General features: G+C 39.4%; 15 protein-coding genes. 14 read left to right on the top strand and 1 reads right to left on the bottom strand.

From position 1 onward, the window contains the following. Window positions 1-73 precede the first annotated feature (73 nt). Window positions 74-1,756, top strand: a complete 1,683-nt coding sequence (locus HMPREF9707_RS02420) for a ribonuclease J (protein ID WP_006701128.1) — start codon at window positions 74-76, stop codon at window positions 1,754-1,756. 16 nt (window positions 1,757-1,772) lie between these two features. Continuing rightward, a complete protein-coding gene (locus HMPREF9707_RS02425) occupies window positions 1,773-2,369 on the top strand; it encodes an energy-coupled thiamine transporter ThiT (RefSeq protein ID WP_006701129.1) in 597 nt (198 codons plus the stop codon). A gap of 125 nt (window positions 2,370-2,494) precedes the next feature. On the opposite strand, the gene HMPREF9707_RS02430 is transcribed toward HMPREF9707_RS02425, so the two are convergent. After that, window positions 2,495-2,830, bottom strand: coding sequence for a hypothetical protein (locus tag HMPREF9707_RS02430; protein ID WP_006701130.1), 336 nt, complete (start codon window positions 2,828-2,830; stop codon window positions 2,495-2,497). A gap of 203 nt (window positions 2,831-3,033) precedes the next feature. On the opposite strand from HMPREF9707_RS02430, the gene gmk reads away from it, so the two are divergent. The 12 genes from gmk (at window position 3,034) to rpmB (ending at window position 15,341) form a co-directional block, all read left to right on the top strand. After that, window positions 3,034-3,666 (top strand): guanylate kinase, encoded by a 633-nt coding sequence (gene gmk, locus HMPREF9707_RS02435; protein ID WP_006701131.1) that lies wholly within the window; start codon window positions 3,034-3,036, stop codon window positions 3,664-3,666. A gap of 3 nt (window positions 3,667-3,669) precedes the next feature. Then, complete coding sequence (rpoZ, locus tag HMPREF9707_RS02440; RefSeq protein ID WP_006701132.1) at window positions 3,670-3,867, top strand: DNA-directed RNA polymerase subunit omega; 198 nt, start codon at window positions 3,670-3,672, stop codon at window positions 3,865-3,867. Between the two features lie 140 nt (window positions 3,868-4,007). After that, window positions 4,008-6,428, top strand: coding sequence for a primosomal protein N' (priA, locus tag HMPREF9707_RS02445; protein WP_006701133.1), 2,421 nt, complete (start codon window positions 4,008-4,010; stop codon window positions 6,426-6,428). Between the two features lie 15 nt (window positions 6,429-6,443). Then, window positions 6,444-7,415 carry a methionyl-tRNA formyltransferase gene (gene fmt, locus HMPREF9707_RS02450; RefSeq protein WP_006701134.1) on the top strand — a complete coding sequence of 324 codons (972 nt, stop codon included), beginning with the start codon at window positions 6,444-6,446 and terminating at the stop codon, window positions 7,413-7,415. After that, entirely contained in the window at window positions 7,405-8,766 is a 1,362-nt protein-coding gene (gene rsmB, locus HMPREF9707_RS02455) for a 16S rRNA (cytosine(967)-C(5))-methyltransferase RsmB (protein ID WP_006701135.1), read from the top strand. Before fmt ends, rsmB begins: the two co-directional genes overlap by 11 nt. A gap of 34 nt (window positions 8,767-8,800) precedes the next feature. Beyond that, window positions 8,801-9,565, top strand: a complete 765-nt coding sequence (locus HMPREF9707_RS02460) for a Stp1/IreP family PP2C-type Ser/Thr phosphatase (protein WP_006701136.1) — start codon at window positions 8,801-8,803, stop codon at window positions 9,563-9,565. Next, window positions 9,562-11,568, top strand: coding sequence for a Stk1 family PASTA domain-containing Ser/Thr kinase (pknB, locus tag HMPREF9707_RS02465; RefSeq protein WP_006701137.1), 2,007 nt, complete (start codon window positions 9,562-9,564; stop codon window positions 11,566-11,568). Before HMPREF9707_RS02460 ends, pknB begins: the two co-directional genes overlap by 4 nt. A 23-nt stretch (window positions 11,569-11,591) precedes the next feature. Continuing rightward, a complete protein-coding gene (gene rsgA / locus HMPREF9707_RS02470; protein WP_006701138.1) occupies window positions 11,592-12,515 on the top strand; it encodes a ribosome small subunit-dependent GTPase A in 924 nt (307 codons plus the stop codon). 16 nt (window positions 12,516-12,531) lie between these two features. Next, entirely contained in the window at window positions 12,532-13,170 is a 639-nt protein-coding gene (gene rpe, locus HMPREF9707_RS02475; RefSeq protein WP_006701139.1) for a ribulose-phosphate 3-epimerase, read from the top strand. A gap of 10 nt (window positions 13,171-13,180) precedes the next feature. Then, window positions 13,181-13,864: a thiamine diphosphokinase gene (locus HMPREF9707_RS02480; RefSeq protein ID WP_006701140.1), complete on the top strand. Its 684-nt coding sequence runs from the start codon at window positions 13,181-13,183 to the stop codon at window positions 13,862-13,864. A 95-nt stretch (window positions 13,865-13,959) separates the two neighbouring features. Then, on the top strand, window positions 13,960-14,892 hold the full coding sequence (locus HMPREF9707_RS02485; protein WP_006701141.1) for an IS481 family transposase: 933 nt from the start codon (window positions 13,960-13,962) through the stop codon (window positions 14,890-14,892). Window positions 14,893-15,152: 260 nt separating this feature from the next. Then, a complete protein-coding gene (rpmB, locus tag HMPREF9707_RS02490; RefSeq protein WP_006701142.1) occupies window positions 15,153-15,341 on the top strand; it encodes a 50S ribosomal protein L28 in 189 nt (62 codons plus the stop codon). Window positions 15,342-15,407 lie beyond the last annotated feature (66 nt).

Here is a 15,407-nt window from a genome sequence, read left to right on the forward strand (position 1 = left end):
CTCTTTTTATTCACTCGCTATCTATGGTATACTAGTTAAGATGAATACAGTTAAAAAATACAAGAGGTGTAAAATGACAGATATTAAAATCATACCTTTAGGAGGCGTGAAAGAAGAAGGGAAAAACCTTTATATTGTTGAGGTTAATCGTTCTCTTTTTATCCTGGATTGCGGGCTCGTCTATCCTGAAGAAGAAATGTTAGGAATTGATGCGGTCATTCCTGACTTTACCTATTTAGAAAGCCGTCGAGATGACATTGTCGGGATTTTCCTGACGCATGGTCATGACGACGCAATGGGCGCACTGCCTTATCTATTAGAAGTGGTCGATGCCCCAGTTTTCGGGACTGAGTTAACGATTGAGTTAGCGACGATCACAGCCAAATCGCAAGGTTTAGAAGATCGGATTGAGAATTTCTTCCAAATTGATGCAGAGACGGAAATTGAGTTCAAAGATGCGATGATTAGTTTCTTCCGTACAACGCATACAATTCCAGATTCTGTAGGGATTGTAGTTCAAACTCAAATCGGTTCGATCGTATATACCGGAGACTTTAAGTTCGATCCAAGTGCCAGTGGAGAATATCATACTGACTTCGGTCGCTTGACAGACATTGGAGAATCTGGCGTAATTGCCCTTTTAAGCGACTCTGCAGATGCAGAAAATTATTTACCAACAGTTGGAGATAATAAAATCATTAATAATATGTCTGAAGTCTTTATGAATCATCCGGGTCGCGTAATCGTAGCATCCATTGGGAGTAATATTGCGCGCATTCAGCAATTATTCAATGCAGCTTTCGAAAGTGGTCGTAAAATTTTCCTAGCCGATGAACAAGTTTATGAGATTATTGATGTGGCGATTAAGTTGAATAAAATCAGTATCCCGTCGAAAGATATTGTCGGAAATATTAAAGATATGAACCGTTTAGCTCCTGAAGAAGTACTTGTTCTTGTGACGGGTGATGTAGGGGAGCCGATGAAGAATATTCAAACGATGGCGATGAAACGTCACCGACGCGTTAATATTGAAGCTGGCGATTTGGTCTACTTTGCCACGACCCCGTCAATTTCAATGGAGACACTTTTTGCGAAAACAAGTGATTTAATCTATCGAGCGGGTGCGAGTGTACGAACGATTAACGATAAATATAAATTCTCAGGTCATGCGAATGCGAGTGACTTAAAGATGTTGTTATCATTTATTAAGCCAGATTATTTAATTCCGATTAATGGCGAATCAAGGATGTTATTTGCGCATGCTGCGATTGCTCAAGAGATGGGATACGATGAAGACCATATTTTAATTGCCTCACCAGGAGATGTGATGGAATATCGTAACGGCCATTTAGCGATTACGGGTCAAGTTCCTTCCGGAGATATTCTGATCGATGGCATCGGTGTTGGCGACATTGGTAACGTAGTCTTAAGAGACCGTCGAATTTTGAGTGAAGATGGTATTTTTGTGGTGGTAGCGACGATTTCGCGTCGTTTAGGAGAGGTCCTTGTCGGTCCACAAATTACCTCTCGCGGCTTTGTCTATATGAAGACGAGTATTGATTTGATTCAAGCTTGTTCAGATATGACGATTGATATTTTAGAAGAACATCTAAAATTAGAAAATCAATTTGATTGGGGCGAGCTTAAGGGAGAATTACGTGAGAAAATAGGTAAATATCTCTATAAAGAAACGAAACGTCGTCCGGTCGTTCTTCCAATTATTATGGAAGCTTCAAGTTATCAAGTGAATAAATAGAATGGAGTGGAAGTAGATGAATCAACGTTCAAAAAGTTTATTAATTGACTGTGGTATCGCATTGGTATTGACCATTTTGATGGGCTCAATGATGAAATTAGTGATTGATCAATTAGGAATGTATATCGGTCTTACAATGTTACCAATCCTATGGTTAAGTCTAAGGTATGGGTATGAGTTAGGATCCATAGTTGCTTTAATTGCTAGCATTATATTAGGGATCTTATCTTATGGTTTTAGTGATGTAATATTGATGCTTTTATACTATATTATCCCGATTACATTAAGTGCCGGTGGAGGATTATTTGCTAGAAATACGCATAAAACTCTGAATAATCGACGCTACTCTTCAACCTACTTAAATATTGCAACAGCTAGTTTGCTAGCAAGCCTTGTTTATTACTTAGTCCTATTTTGGATCGGGCCACTGATTGCAAAACAATCTTCACTGTTGCCAATTAACGCAAAAGATTTCTGGATAAGCCTAATTGTTACAGCAGCAATTAATGCCCTTATTCTATGTTTAATGGCCCGCTTTGTTCCGAAGACAATAATACCTAAGCGAAGCCCATACTTATCTCGTAAAGAGACGTCAGCTTTATTAAATGATTAATTAAAAAATAAGTCCTTGCTTGAAAGAGGTGCTTATCTAGAAGTTGGATAAACCATCCAACTTATAGAAGCACTTCAGGTGCAAGGACTTATTTTATTAAAAGGGAATTATTGCATTATCAAACTCTATGCGGTAGTGGCAGCTACGGATAGAATTTGTTCGGTAAGTAGCGTAATTGACTTACCATCAGACAAACGTTCAAGTTGAATGCAACGATTTGTTAAAATGGGTGTCTTAACTGCAACATCGATTATTGCTTGTTGAATTTGCTCGGTGCAATCATAATATTCGAAGTGGACAGACAAGGGCTCCATTGATACATAGGCTCGATTTAGTTGACGCTCAACCTCTCGTAGCGGCATTATAATGGATTGATTATGACTTTCTTGTGCTGCAAACCCCATAAAATAATTTGAGATTGCGTTAACGAATGCAGAACCTTGTTTAATGGGTAGTTCCATGTGCCTCTCACCTCCTGATGCGAACATTTGTTTGTATATATACTATACGAACAAACGTTCCCTTTGTCAAGTGTTTATAATTCATTTTTAAATTTTTATGTGCAAGCGTTTTGAATCAGACAATCAGTAATGTCTTATTTAATCTTTAGGCGGAATATGTTATCATAGAGATTAAATATCGGTTTAAGAATGTGGAGGTTGTTATGAGCGAAACAAGAGGATTATTAATCGTTTTATCAGGTCCGTCAGGTGTTGGTAAAGGTACCGTCAGGGCAGCTGTGTTTAAAGATAATCAATATAACTATACTTATTCAATTTCTGCAACCACCCGAAAAATTCGTCCTGGTGAAGTGGATGGAAAAGACTATTACTTTATGAGTCGGGAGGAATTTGAGGGGTTAATTGAACAAGGTGCTTTGCTCGAATATACACAATACGTGGGCAATTATTATGGAACTCCAATTCAACCGATAGAAGAACATTTATCGAAAGGACACGATGTGTTTCTAGAGATTGAAGTTCAAGGTGCCATGAAAGTGCGCGAAAGAATGCCAGAAGGAATCTTTATTTTTCTAGCACCACCGAATATTTCGGAATTAGAGAGCCGAATTGTCGGAAGAGGTACCGATAAACAAGATATTATTTACGAACGGATGCAAAAAGCTCGTGAAGAAATCGAAATGATGAAGCATTACGACTTCGTCGTCGTAAATGATCAAGTTGAAAATGCGGTCCAAAAAATTAATGCGATTATTCAAAGTGAGCATCTACGTGTTGAACGTATGATCGATGCGATTAAATTACAAATACAAAGTTACTTTCAAAAAGGAGAATAAATAATGTTATTATTACCTTCGATTGATCGATTAGTAGAGCAAGAGCCTTCTAAATATAAGTTGATTATTTTAGCAAGCAAACGAGCTCATGAGATGCAAAAACATCCGTTGAGATTACTCGAGAAGTATCAATCGGTTAAAACGATTGGTCAAGCGCTTGAAGAAATTGAAGCGGGCGAATTGAACAGTTTAAATTCATAGAATCTGCAAATACCGAACGGAAACGGTCATGCTGAATCACGGATTCCTTGCGAGGTTTAAAGTGGTTTTTGCGTGAAAGTTGAGTTCGGTTTTGTTTTCTAAATAAAGATAGGATCGATTCGAAATGAAAGGAGGCTCTGATGATTGCATCATTAATTATTGATATACCGAATCGGCAAGTGAATCAAACATATGATTATGTAGTTCCTTCAGAGATGGAATCCTCCATCCAAGTTGGAAGTCGGGTGCGAGTCAAGTTCGGTTTTCAAACGCGATTGGCATTTGTTGTAGCTTTGGCTGAAACATCAGATTATCCCGGAGAGTTACGCGCAATTAGTGAGCTGTTGGACTGGCAAAGTTATTTACCCGAAGAGTTGATTGAATTAAGCCAGGCGATGGCAGAACAGTTGAATGCCTTTCGAATTACTGTTCTACAAGCGATGATTCCGAATGTATTAAAAGGAAAATACGATGAAGTTATTTCTGTAAAAGATGTATCGCAACTCTCAGGAGAAATTACACAGTGGATTAAATCGGACCAAAACTATACTCGCCAACAGTTGTTAGCGCAAATGGATGCTCAAACGCTAAACCGATGGATTCGTCAAGGAGCCCTCCATCTGCAATATATTCCGCATGATAAAGCCCGAAGTAAAACACAAACTTGGATTGAATTAGCCGTCTCGGTGGAACAAGCCAAAGAATTTATCGAGCAGCTGGACGGTCGTAGTTACAAGCAAAAAGAAATTTTAAAATATTTAATTCATCAAACAGCTTTCGATTCGAATTACCAAGTACTTCAATCAGAGGTTTTGGAATTATTATCTGTTTCAAATAGTAGTTTAAATGCACTAGTCGAGAAACAGTGGCTTAGAAAAATAGAACAGCAAGTCTATCGAAATCCTGTGATGGATTATCAAATCGAACCTAGTCAACACCGTGAATTTCTACCTGAGCAACAAGCGGCGCATGATCAAGTAATGCAAGCTATCGAACAGAAGGAATCCAAAACTTATTTGTTAGAAGGGGTGACTGGTAGTGGTAAGACCGAGGTGTACTTGCAGCTAATTGATCAAGTGACCCAGCGGGGCCAAACAGCGATTTTACTTGTACCAGAGATCGCTTTAACCACTCAGATGATACGGCGTGTTTTATCGAGATTTGATACAGGTGTGGCCGTTCTTCATTCGGGACTTTCAGTGGGCGAGCAATTTGATGAGTGGCAACGAATTATACGCGGTGAGGCAAAAATTGTGGTGGGAGCTCGTTCGTCAATTTTTGCACCGCTTGAAAATATCGGCATCATCATTATTGATGAAGAGCATGAAGGCACGTATAAACAAAGTGAAAATCCACGCTATCATGCACGTGATGTGGCAAAATGGCGTAGTGAGTATCACGGCTGTCCACTTTTGCTAGGGAGTGCTACACCATCTTTGGAAAGTCGCGCGCGCGCCGAAGTCGGTAAATATCAACTGATTACAATGCATAAACGAGTTAATCAATCTCCATTACCACCGGTAAAAGTGATTGATTTACGCCAATCTGTTTTATTGGAGTCATCGACCGAAATATCTCCTGCACTGGAGCAGGCAATTCGTGAGCGACTCGAACGAAACGAACAAATCGTGTTGCTATTAAATCGTCGTGGCTTTGCGTCATATTTCTTATGCCGTGAATGTGGGTATATTATGGGATGTCCCCATTGTGATATTTCCTTAACTTATCATAAAGCGGAACAAGTAATGAAATGTCACTATTGTAATTATCAAACACCTGTGGTGACACAATGTCCACAGTGCCATTCCGAGCATATCCATTCACATGGTATTGGAACACAAAAAGTTGAAGAAACTTTATCGCAATTATTTCCAGGCGTTCGAATTATCCGGATGGACAATGATACAACCCGTGGGAAGGGTAAATATAAACAATTGCTAGATCAATTTGAAGCGCACCAAGGTGACATTTTATTGGGCACGCAAATGATTGCAAAAGGGCTAGACTTTGAAAATGTGACCTTAGTTGGCGTTATTAACGCGGATACAGCTTTAAATTTACCTGATTTTCGAGCGAGTGAACGGACGTTTCAGTTACTTACTCAAGTTAGTGGGAGAGCAGGGCGAGGTGACAAACTGGGGTCTGTTATTATCCAAACTTATAACCCAGAACATTATGTCATGCATTTTGCCCAAAACCACGATTATGTGAATTTTTTCTATTATGAGATGAAGCGTCGTCGTTTAGCTAATTATCCACCGTATTACTTTGTCACATCGATTACAGTATCGAGTCAAGATCGACGTAAAGCAGTGGAAGTAATTCATTTGATTAAGAACCAATTGAAGCAACTTCCAGCAAGTCAATCAGAGCGCCTTTTAATTGTTGGGCCCAATGTGGATAGCATGCGACGGATGAATAATTATTATTATGTGAATTTATTATTGAAATACAAAGATCAATCTTTAATTCAAGGAGCCTTGAATCAAATTTTGGAGGAATCGCAAGATAAAGCCAAAGAGCGAGTGTATATTCAGATTGATCATGAACCGCAATTTTAATGTCAGGAGGATATTATGACACAGCGAATTGTTTTTATGGGAACGCCACATTTTGCGGCGCATGTACTTGAACAATTAATTAACCATGATTTTGAGATAGTTTTAGTGGTGACCCAACCGGATCGTCCAGTTGGGCGTAAGCGAGTTTTAACACCAACTCCGGTTAAAGAAGTGGCACTAACCCACCATCTCGAAGTTTTTCAGCCCGAAAATATTAAAGAAGATGAAGCTATGGAACGGATTACCTCTCTTGAACCAGATTTAATTATTACAGCAGCTTATGGGCAATTTTTACCACAAGCCATGTTACAACTTCCTACACTTGGTGCCATCAATGTTCACGCCTCTTTATTACCTAAATATCGAGGTGGCGCTCCGATTCACTATGCCCTTTGGAATGGGGATGAGGAAACTGGGATTACGATTATGTATATGACAAAAGCAATGGATGCGGGTGATATAATAAGTCAGCGTAGCATCCCCATTGAGTCAAGTGATGATGTGGGTGTCTTATTTGAGAAGTTAGCCATTCTCGGTGGGGAATTACTTGTTGATACTTTGCCAGATTTGTTTGCAGGTAAAGTTCAACCTCAAGTTCAAAATGAAGCAGAAGTATCTTATGCACCGGAAATTACAAAAGAACAAGAACGGATTAATTGGCACCAAACGGCCCAACAAATTGATAATCAAATTCGAGCGTTTCGTCCTTTCCCAAGTTCATATACAATGCTAAACGGAGAACGCATCAAAATCTGGGCAGGTCAACCGGTAACAAGTTCGTATCAAAAGGCTATCCCTGGACAAATTGTAGCTGCAGACGGGGGACGCCTTATTATCCAGTGTGGTCAGCAAACTTACTTTGCAATCGATGAACTTCAACCGAGTGGGAAGAAACGAATGCTAACTGAACAATGGTTGAATGGCGTAGAACTTGACCAACTTCTAGCAGAAGCTTTTGAATCAAGTGAGGGAAATTATGAAAATTAAGCAGCGCAGTCAAAAAATATTAAATCAAAACATTCGGTGGCATATGCTGCTGATCTTAGATCAAATTGAAAATGAAGGGGGCTATTCGAATGTTTTGATTGATGCATTTATGACGGATTCGGAATTTGATTCAAGGGATAAGGCGCTGTTAACTCGTGTCGTCTATGGAGTATTACAACACCGTATGACGCTAGATTTTTCTTTAGACTCATTGCTTCAAAATAAAAAAGTGGATCTGTGGGTTAAAACCCTCCTTCGATTATCAATCTACCAATTATGTTATTTAGATCGCATCCCCGCGCATGCGGTGGTGAATGAAGCTGTCTTGATTGCTAAAACCAACGGTCATGCAGGATTAGGGAAATTTGTTAATTGGGTCTTACGTGAATTCATGCGTCAATCAAGCAGTGTCGTGGAAGAAATTGAAGATCCAGTAGAACGTCTCAGTATTGAGTACAGTTTACCGAAATGGATGGTTGAATATTTTCAGTCATATCGAACTTCAGAGAAGTTAGAAGCCATGCTGAGTTCCTTAAACGAGACGCCCAAATTGACCGCACGAGTTAATCTAAAACGAATGGATCGCGAGGAAGCCATTGCTCGATTAAAAGAGCAAGGTATTGATGCGGAGGCCAGTACCTTGTCGCCAGCAGGAATTATTTTACATTCACCTCAAGTCTTGCAAAGTTCATTGTTCCAAGATGGACTCATTACGATTCAAGATGAAAGTTCGATGCTGGTAGCACCGGTCGGTGATATTCAAGGCGATGAACAGATTCTTGATGCGTGTTGCGCACCTGGGGGTAAGGCGACGCATATTGCTTCTCTATTGACGGATGGGCATCTAACGGCTTTAGATATTAGTGCCGATAAGATGAATAAAGTTGCCCAACATATGGAACGAATGAATTTGATTGACAAAGTGAATTTAAAGGTGACGGATGCCTTACAATTTCATCCAAAAAAAGACACGTTCTATGATATTATATATTTAGACGTACCCTGTTCAGGGCTAGGAATTATGCGACGTAAACCTGAGATTAAATATACGAAGAAAATTACGGATATTCAGGCATTAGCGCAAATACAAGCGAAATTTTTAAATCATTTTGCTCCTTATGTAAAGCCTGGAGGCAAATTGATTTATAGTACTTGTACCTTATCTTATGAAGAAAATGAAAAAAATGTGGAACAATTTATTAAAGCCCATCCCCAATTTGAAATTGATCCGATCCAACCTACAGAGGTTCCAAGCGATTTAATCGAGCAACCCGGTTGGGTTCGTATTTGGCCGGATCAATATCATACTGATGGATTTTTTATCTGTCGCATGAAACGACGCGAAGCGTGATGGGTAGATTATTGACTGAGGAGACTTATTCATTATGGAGATTTCTGTTCGTTCAAATGTCGGAAAGCGACGCAAAACGAATCAAGATTATGCAGACTATTTTGTAACCTCCGAAGATTGTTATTTATTTGTCTTATGTGACGGAGTAGGAGGGCATCTTGCAGGTGATGTTGCGAGTGAGTTGACGGCAAAGTTTTTAGGCAATTTATTTAAAGATTACCGCGTTACTTTTACCGATCAGCAATCCACTGAATGGATTCGTGATGCGGTAGAAGGTGTTAACCAATATATTTATCAAAAATCTCTCGAGGACAATCAACTTGAAGGGATGGGAACAACGCTGATTATGGCGCTGATTTCTGGCGATTCTATCTATATAGCCCATGTGGGGGATAGCCGGGCATATGCCTTTAGTCAAGGTGAACTCGTTCAGTTAACGGAAGACCAATCGTTAGTGAATGAGTTGATTCGTATTGGAGAAATTACGGCAGAAGAAGGCTTGGAACATCCAAGCCGAAATATTGTAACCCAATCGATTGGCATCACCCCGACGGTTAGTTATGAGTTGGCGAAGTTGTCAATGCATGAAATCGATCGATTGATGCTCTGTTCTGATGGCTTAACTAATATGTTGACGTTAGAAGAGATGAACCAACTGTTCGCTCAACAAACTGACATTGATGCTTTAGGGCTTCAATTGATTGATAAAGCGAATGAAGCGGGTGGAAAGGACAATATTACTTTAATTTTGTTGACCTGCCCTCAGATAGAAGCAACGGTAGGAGGTGACGGTGAATGATTGAAATTCATTCGAAATTATCTGGACGGTATATTATTACAAAACCCATTGGCAGTGGTGGAATGGCCAATGTTTATTTGGCAAGAGATTTAATCTTAGATCGTGATGTTGCCGTTAAAGTCTTAAAATATGACTTCCAAGATAATCAAGAAGCGATTCAACGATTCCAACGTGAGGCCATTGCGGCCAGTCAACTCTTACATCATAATATTGTAGAAGTTTATGATGTTGATGAAGAACAAGGTCAGCAATATATCGTAATGGAGTATGTCAAAGGAACGGATTTGAAGAATTTTATTCGTGAACGATCCCCGTTATCACTCGAACTGGCTGTAAATATTATGAGTCAAATCTTATCCGGGATTGAAGTGGCACATAAGCATGGCATTATTCATCGAGATATAAAACCACAAAATATTTTGATTACAGATGATAACGAAGTGAAGATTACTGACTTTGGTATTGCAATCGCGTTATCGGACACATCATTAACTCAAACAAATACCTTGCTAGGCTCCGTTCATTACTTATCACCAGAACAAGCTCGCGGCAGCTCTGCGACGGTAAAATCTGATATTTATGCCATCGGTGCTGTCTTGTATGAATTAATTACAGGAGAGGTTCCTTTTGATGGCGAGTCAGCAGTGTCAATTGCATTGAAACATTTCCAAGAGGATTTCCCAAGAATTCGAGACAAGATGGACTATGTGCCGCAAAGTTTAGAAAATGTCATCCTGCGAGCAACTGCGAAAGATCCAGCTAAACGCTATAACTCGGTTCATGAAATGTTAATGGATTTAAGTACGAGTTTGAGTGTGATTCGCATGAATGAGTCGCCATTTGACCCCGACCGTAATTTGGCTGATCCGGAGTCGTTAGTAATTACACCGATCCGACCCGTACGCGATGCAGAGATGGCGTTGAATCAGGCTGAAAAGGAAAAAGAAGTGGTGCCGGAAGAAGAGTCTATTGTTAATTACGATGAGATTCCTGAACCGAAGCCGCCAAAATTCCGTCGTTGGATGATTCGGTTTGCATCCGTCGTTTTGGCACTTGTCGTACTCTTTGGACTATATACGGTTGTTAGCAGCCAACTGGGGTCGACGACCGTCCCGAATCTAGCAGAATTATCGCTTGAAGAAGCAAAAGATAAGTTAGCTAAGGAAAATTTAATGTTGGGTGAAGTCAAACAAGACTGGGACCACGAAATTCCTTCAGGTTATGTTATTGGAACAGATCCAAAGGCCAAAACTTCGGTGAAGAAAAATACAGCGATTGACTTAATTGTTAGTAGCGGTCGTGAGCAAGTAGAATTGGGCGACTATATTGGCCAAAACTATGAACAAGTTCGTCAAAAATTAATTCAGGCAGGCTTTATTGTCGAACGTCATGATTTATATACAAATAATCAAGAGGAAGCGGATGTAATCCTAGCGCAAAGTATCCAAGCTGGTAGCCGCGTTGTACCAGAAGCTACATCCATTACGCTAACTGTCGGAAGTTATTCCCAATCGAGTGTGATGCAAGAATTTTATAACTTATCATTGAAAATGGTTGAAAACTTCGCAGACAATTATGGATTAAATGTTGAAGTTGATTATCAATACCATGATTTCATACCAAAAGATCAAGTAATTCGTCAAAGTCCTAATAGTGGTACGCCTTTACAACCTGGTGATACCATTTCGGTCGTCGTTTCGTTAGGACAAGAGGAAACAGAAATTGTTCCCGTTCGGATTCCAATTTCAATCGAGTACGTTCCAAGATATTCTGAGAGTGACCTAAATCAATCTCACCCATTGGCAAATGTGATTGAAGTCTTTATAGGGGATTCAAAAAATAATATTAATCAAGTAGCTGAAAAATTCGAAATTAAAGAATCCAAAGAAATTCAAATTACGCTTTATATTCCGTCAAATGGTGTAGGGCAATATCGGATTATGCGTGACGGGGATGTTGTTGAGGAAAGCCCGGAAGTATATCCTCAAGAACCTAGCGAGTAGTTAGCGTAGGAAAAGGAGGCTGTATGCGAACACAAACAGGTATAATATTCCAAGCGAAAAGTGGTTTCTATTCGATTTGGTCGAATGGCAAGACGTATATTTCGAAGCCGAAAGGTCTATTCCGTCATCATCAACAATCTCCGTTAGTAGGGGATATCGTCACGTTTGAATTCGATGAGAAACATCCTAAATCTGAAAGTCGTCTAATTGAGATTAAAGAGCGAGCGAATGAATTTATTCGTCCGAGTATTGCAAATGTGGACGAAGCGTTGGTTGTCATGTCACTTGTTGAGCCTGATTTTAGTGAAAGTTTATTAGATTACTATCTCGTTAATGCGGAGCAATATGGTGTGAAGTGTCAAATTATTTTAAGTAAATATGATTTATTAATCGATCGAGTTGGCCAGTTGGCTGCACAGGCACAAGTTGAACACATTCAATCAGTATATACACAAATCGGTTATCCAGTCGAAGTGTTCGATAACAGTCAACAAACCGCACAGCGAATTCGAGCAAATATTCACGAAGGTCTTTATGTTGTGATGGGACAATCAGGTGTTGGGAAATCAACGTTATTGAATGCTTTAATTCCAACAGCACAAATTGATACCCGACCGATTAGTGATGCCTTGAATCGTGGACGGCATACGACACGAGAAGTTACCTTATATCCGATTAACCAGGGATTAATTGCTGACACACCAGGATTTAGTGCAATTGATTTTGATCAAATTGAGGTAGAATCGTTAGCCCATTACTTCCCAGAGATTGATGAAGCCGCATTGTATTGTAAGTTTCGCAGTTGTCTTCATCTCAAAGAACCTGGTTGTTATGTAAAAGAACAAGTTGAAAATCAGAAAATATCGAAATCAAGATATGAAAGTTATTTAAGTATCGCGCAACGTATTATGCAACGTAAACCAAAATATTTAAGAAAAAACAAATAAGTTAGGAGAATTGAAGATGATCATCGCGCCTTCTATTTTAAGTGCAGATTTTAGTCGATTGGGTGATTCGTTAAAAGAAACGGTCGATGCCGGAGCAGATTGGTTACATATTGATATGATGGATGGTACATTTGTTCCGAACATTTCATTTGGACCAATGGTTATGGCTGCGGTTCGTCCTCTAGTCGATTGTGTGTTTGATTGTCATTTGATGATTGACCAACCTGAACGGTATATTCAAGCGGTCGTGGATGCGGGTGCAGATTATGTTACGATTCATGTTGAAGCTACAGCACATCCACATCGGGCAATTCAAATGATTAAACAGGCGGGTGTAAAAGCTGGCGTCGTCATAAATCCCGGGACACCAGTAAGTGCCATTGAACCTTTGTTAGCGGACTGTGATTTAGTCTTAGTAATGTCTGTAAATCCAGGGTTTGGCGGACAAAAATTCATTCCGAACGCTGTAGATAAAGTGGCACAGCTAGCACACATACGTCAAGAAAAAGGCTATGATTACTTAATTGAAGTCGATGGTGGCATAAATGAGCAGACGGGTGCACAATGTAAAGCCGCTGGAGCAGATGTACTCGTAGCAGGTTCATACGTATATAAACACGCTAATATGCGCCAAGCGATTGACTCGTTAAGATAGGATTGTCAACATGGGAGTCACAGTTATTATTTGTGCTGGCGCACCGCATCCTGCACTTGAGTTGATTCCAACTTATTTAGATTCTGCTGATCAAGTCTACTTTATCGGGGTAGACCGTGGGGCTTATCACTTGATGCAGCAAGGCTATCCGGTTGATTGGGCGATCGGTGATTTTGATTCAGTTACTGCTTCAGAATATGAAGAATTACAAGCGTATTGCCAGCAAATTGAACGCGTGTCTTCCCATAAAGATGATACAGATCTGGAATTGGCTCTCGCATACGTCAGTCAGATGCCTAATATGACAGCTTGTTATATCTTTGGAGCGCTAGGTTCTTCAGGTGGACGCTTAGATCATTTAATCTTAAATCTATGGCTCGCACACCAACCACGTTTTTCGTCGTTAATTCCGCGCTGTTTGATGATTGAATCGGATACGGTAGTACAATTTTTCAACCCTGGTGTTTATCAAATTCAACCGGGAACCAATCCTCAATATTTATCAATCATTACGATGTCACCGGTAAAGGGGCTCAAGATTAAACAAGCTGTATATAATTTGTCACCGACGGATCTCGATTATCCCAAAGCGTATATTAGTAATGAATTTATTGACACTTCCACTCCGATTCAACTTGAATTTCACTCAGGGATGGTCTGTGTGATGTGGGTGAAAGAGTGCGAAAAATGTTAGGAGATAATACATTTGTGACATAAAACAAACAAAAAAAGAGACCCCTTTGGTATGATAGATGTGCAATCAAAAATCATCCAAGGAGGATCTCTCATATGTCTATTATAACAGAAGGAATGAAACATCGCGAACGAATTGTTAAGCATGCTATAAAAGTGAATAATAATGCTCTTACAGCGAGAAAGTATCACACATCCCGTCAATATGTTCAAAGATGGCGGAAGCGATACGATGGGACGATTGAATCCCTTCGAAAGAAGTCAACTCGCCCTAAATCTCATCCTAATCAGCACACACAGACTGAATTAGAGTTAATCAAGTATAACTATCGATACCATAGGCATCGAGGATTAGCCCACGTCTATCGTAAATGTAGGGATAAGGGCTATACTAGAAGCTATGATTCTATGTGTCGTCAAATACGGAAAATGAACTTAAAACCTCCTTCTAAAAAGAAAAAAAGGCGAATCAAGAAAAAAGATAAACCCAACTATTCTTATCCAGGAGAATTAGTTCAAATCGATGTGAAGTACGTTCCTATTCATTCTATAGGTTTTGCCAGTAACCATAAACGATACTATCAAATCACAGCTATAGATGCTTATTCAAGAACTAGAGTTCTTGATTTGATGAATGAAAATAGCACTTATACAACATCTGAATTTCTTATAGATTTAGAGAAAAGAATGGGCTTTAAGATAGACAAAGTTCAGACAGATAATGGGAAAGAATTTACAAACGACTCTTATGAAACGGATAAGAAGTCGAGGTTTCAAACGGTTTTAGAATTTCTTGGGATTAGCTATAAAACAACAGCACCCTACAGTCCTTGGCAAAACGGCTTGGTGGAAAGAAGTCACAGAGAAGATGAAGAAAGATTTTATTCAAGACGTCGTTTTTCAAGTGAGGAAGAACTTCGGAAAGCTTTGGCTAGATACAACACGAGTTACAACAATACTTATCGTAAAGTGCTGAATTTTAAAAGTCCAGATGAAGTTGTTAATGACTATTTTGCTAAAGTAGCGTAGCTATTATCTATTTCTTTCAAGTTTAGTAAGGCACCGCTACACTCTAAAGGCCTTGACTAAATTTTTCAAAAATAGTTTTACTGATTAGCTTCTTTAGCACAATCTATTTATCAAAGGCTGTGTCATAAATGTTTGACTTCTCTACAGATGTGGGTGAAAGAGTGCGAAAAATAGCTTGCTAAATGCATTTAAATATGATATCTTATTCGAGTACGCATAATAGAAATCAAACATCTGTGATAAAAAGGAGGTAATGAACGATGGCAAAAGAATGTTTTTACACAGGTAGAAGAACTCGCTCAGGACATAAACGTTCACACGCATTAAACGCATCGAAACGTACATTCAAACCTAACTTACAAAAAGTTCGTGTATTAGTAGATGGTGAGCCGAAGAAAGTATGGGTTTCAACTCGTGCTTTAAAATCAGGTTTAGTTGAACGTGCCTAATACGATATAAAAGTCAATTTGTATCTTACAAATTGACTCAGATTGGAGACAAACCCCGTTTGAGTT

The organism is Falseniella ignava CCUG 37419 (genome assembly GCF_000301055.1).
GTDB classification, from domain to species: Bacteria; Bacillota; Bacilli; order Lactobacillales; family Aerococcaceae; genus Falseniella; species Falseniella ignava.

Coding starts and splice junctions, on each gene's coding strand:
- HMPREF9707_RS02420 (WP_006701128.1), top strand. CDS start 74: ATGACAGATATTAAAATCATACCTTTAGGAGGCGTGAAAGAAGAAGGG.
- HMPREF9707_RS02425 (WP_006701129.1), top strand. CDS start 1,773: ATGAATCAACGTTCAAAAAGTTTATTAATTGACTGTGGTATCGCATTG.
- HMPREF9707_RS02430 (WP_006701130.1), bottom strand. CDS start 2,830: ATGGAACTACCCATTAAACAAGGTTCTGCATTCGTTAACGCAATCTCA.
- gmk (WP_006701131.1), top strand. CDS start 3,034: ATGAGCGAAACAAGAGGATTATTAATCGTTTTATCAGGTCCGTCAGGT.
- rpoZ (WP_006701132.1), top strand. CDS start 3,670: ATGTTATTATTACCTTCGATTGATCGATTAGTAGAGCAAGAGCCTTCT.
- priA (WP_006701133.1), top strand. CDS start 4,008: ATGATTGCATCATTAATTATTGATATACCGAATCGGCAAGTGAATCAA.
- fmt (WP_006701134.1), top strand. CDS start 6,444: ATGACACAGCGAATTGTTTTTATGGGAACGCCACATTTTGCGGCGCAT.
- rsmB (WP_006701135.1), top strand. CDS start 7,405: ATGAAAATTAAGCAGCGCAGTCAAAAAATATTAAATCAAAACATTCGG.
- HMPREF9707_RS02460 (WP_006701136.1), top strand. CDS start 8,801: ATGGAGATTTCTGTTCGTTCAAATGTCGGAAAGCGACGCAAAACGAAT.
- pknB (WP_006701137.1), top strand. CDS start 9,562: ATGATTGAAATTCATTCGAAATTATCTGGACGGTATATTATTACAAAA.
- rsgA (WP_006701138.1), top strand. CDS start 11,592: ATGCGAACACAAACAGGTATAATATTCCAAGCGAAAAGTGGTTTCTAT.
- rpe (WP_006701139.1), top strand. CDS start 12,532: ATGATCATCGCGCCTTCTATTTTAAGTGCAGATTTTAGTCGATTGGGT.
- HMPREF9707_RS02480 (WP_006701140.1), top strand. CDS start 13,181: ATGGGAGTCACAGTTATTATTTGTGCTGGCGCACCGCATCCTGCACTT.
- HMPREF9707_RS02485 (WP_006701141.1), top strand. CDS start 13,960: ATGTCTATTATAACAGAAGGAATGAAACATCGCGAACGAATTGTTAAG.
- rpmB (WP_006701142.1), top strand. CDS start 15,153: ATGGCAAAAGAATGTTTTTACACAGGTAGAAGAACTCGCTCAGGACAT.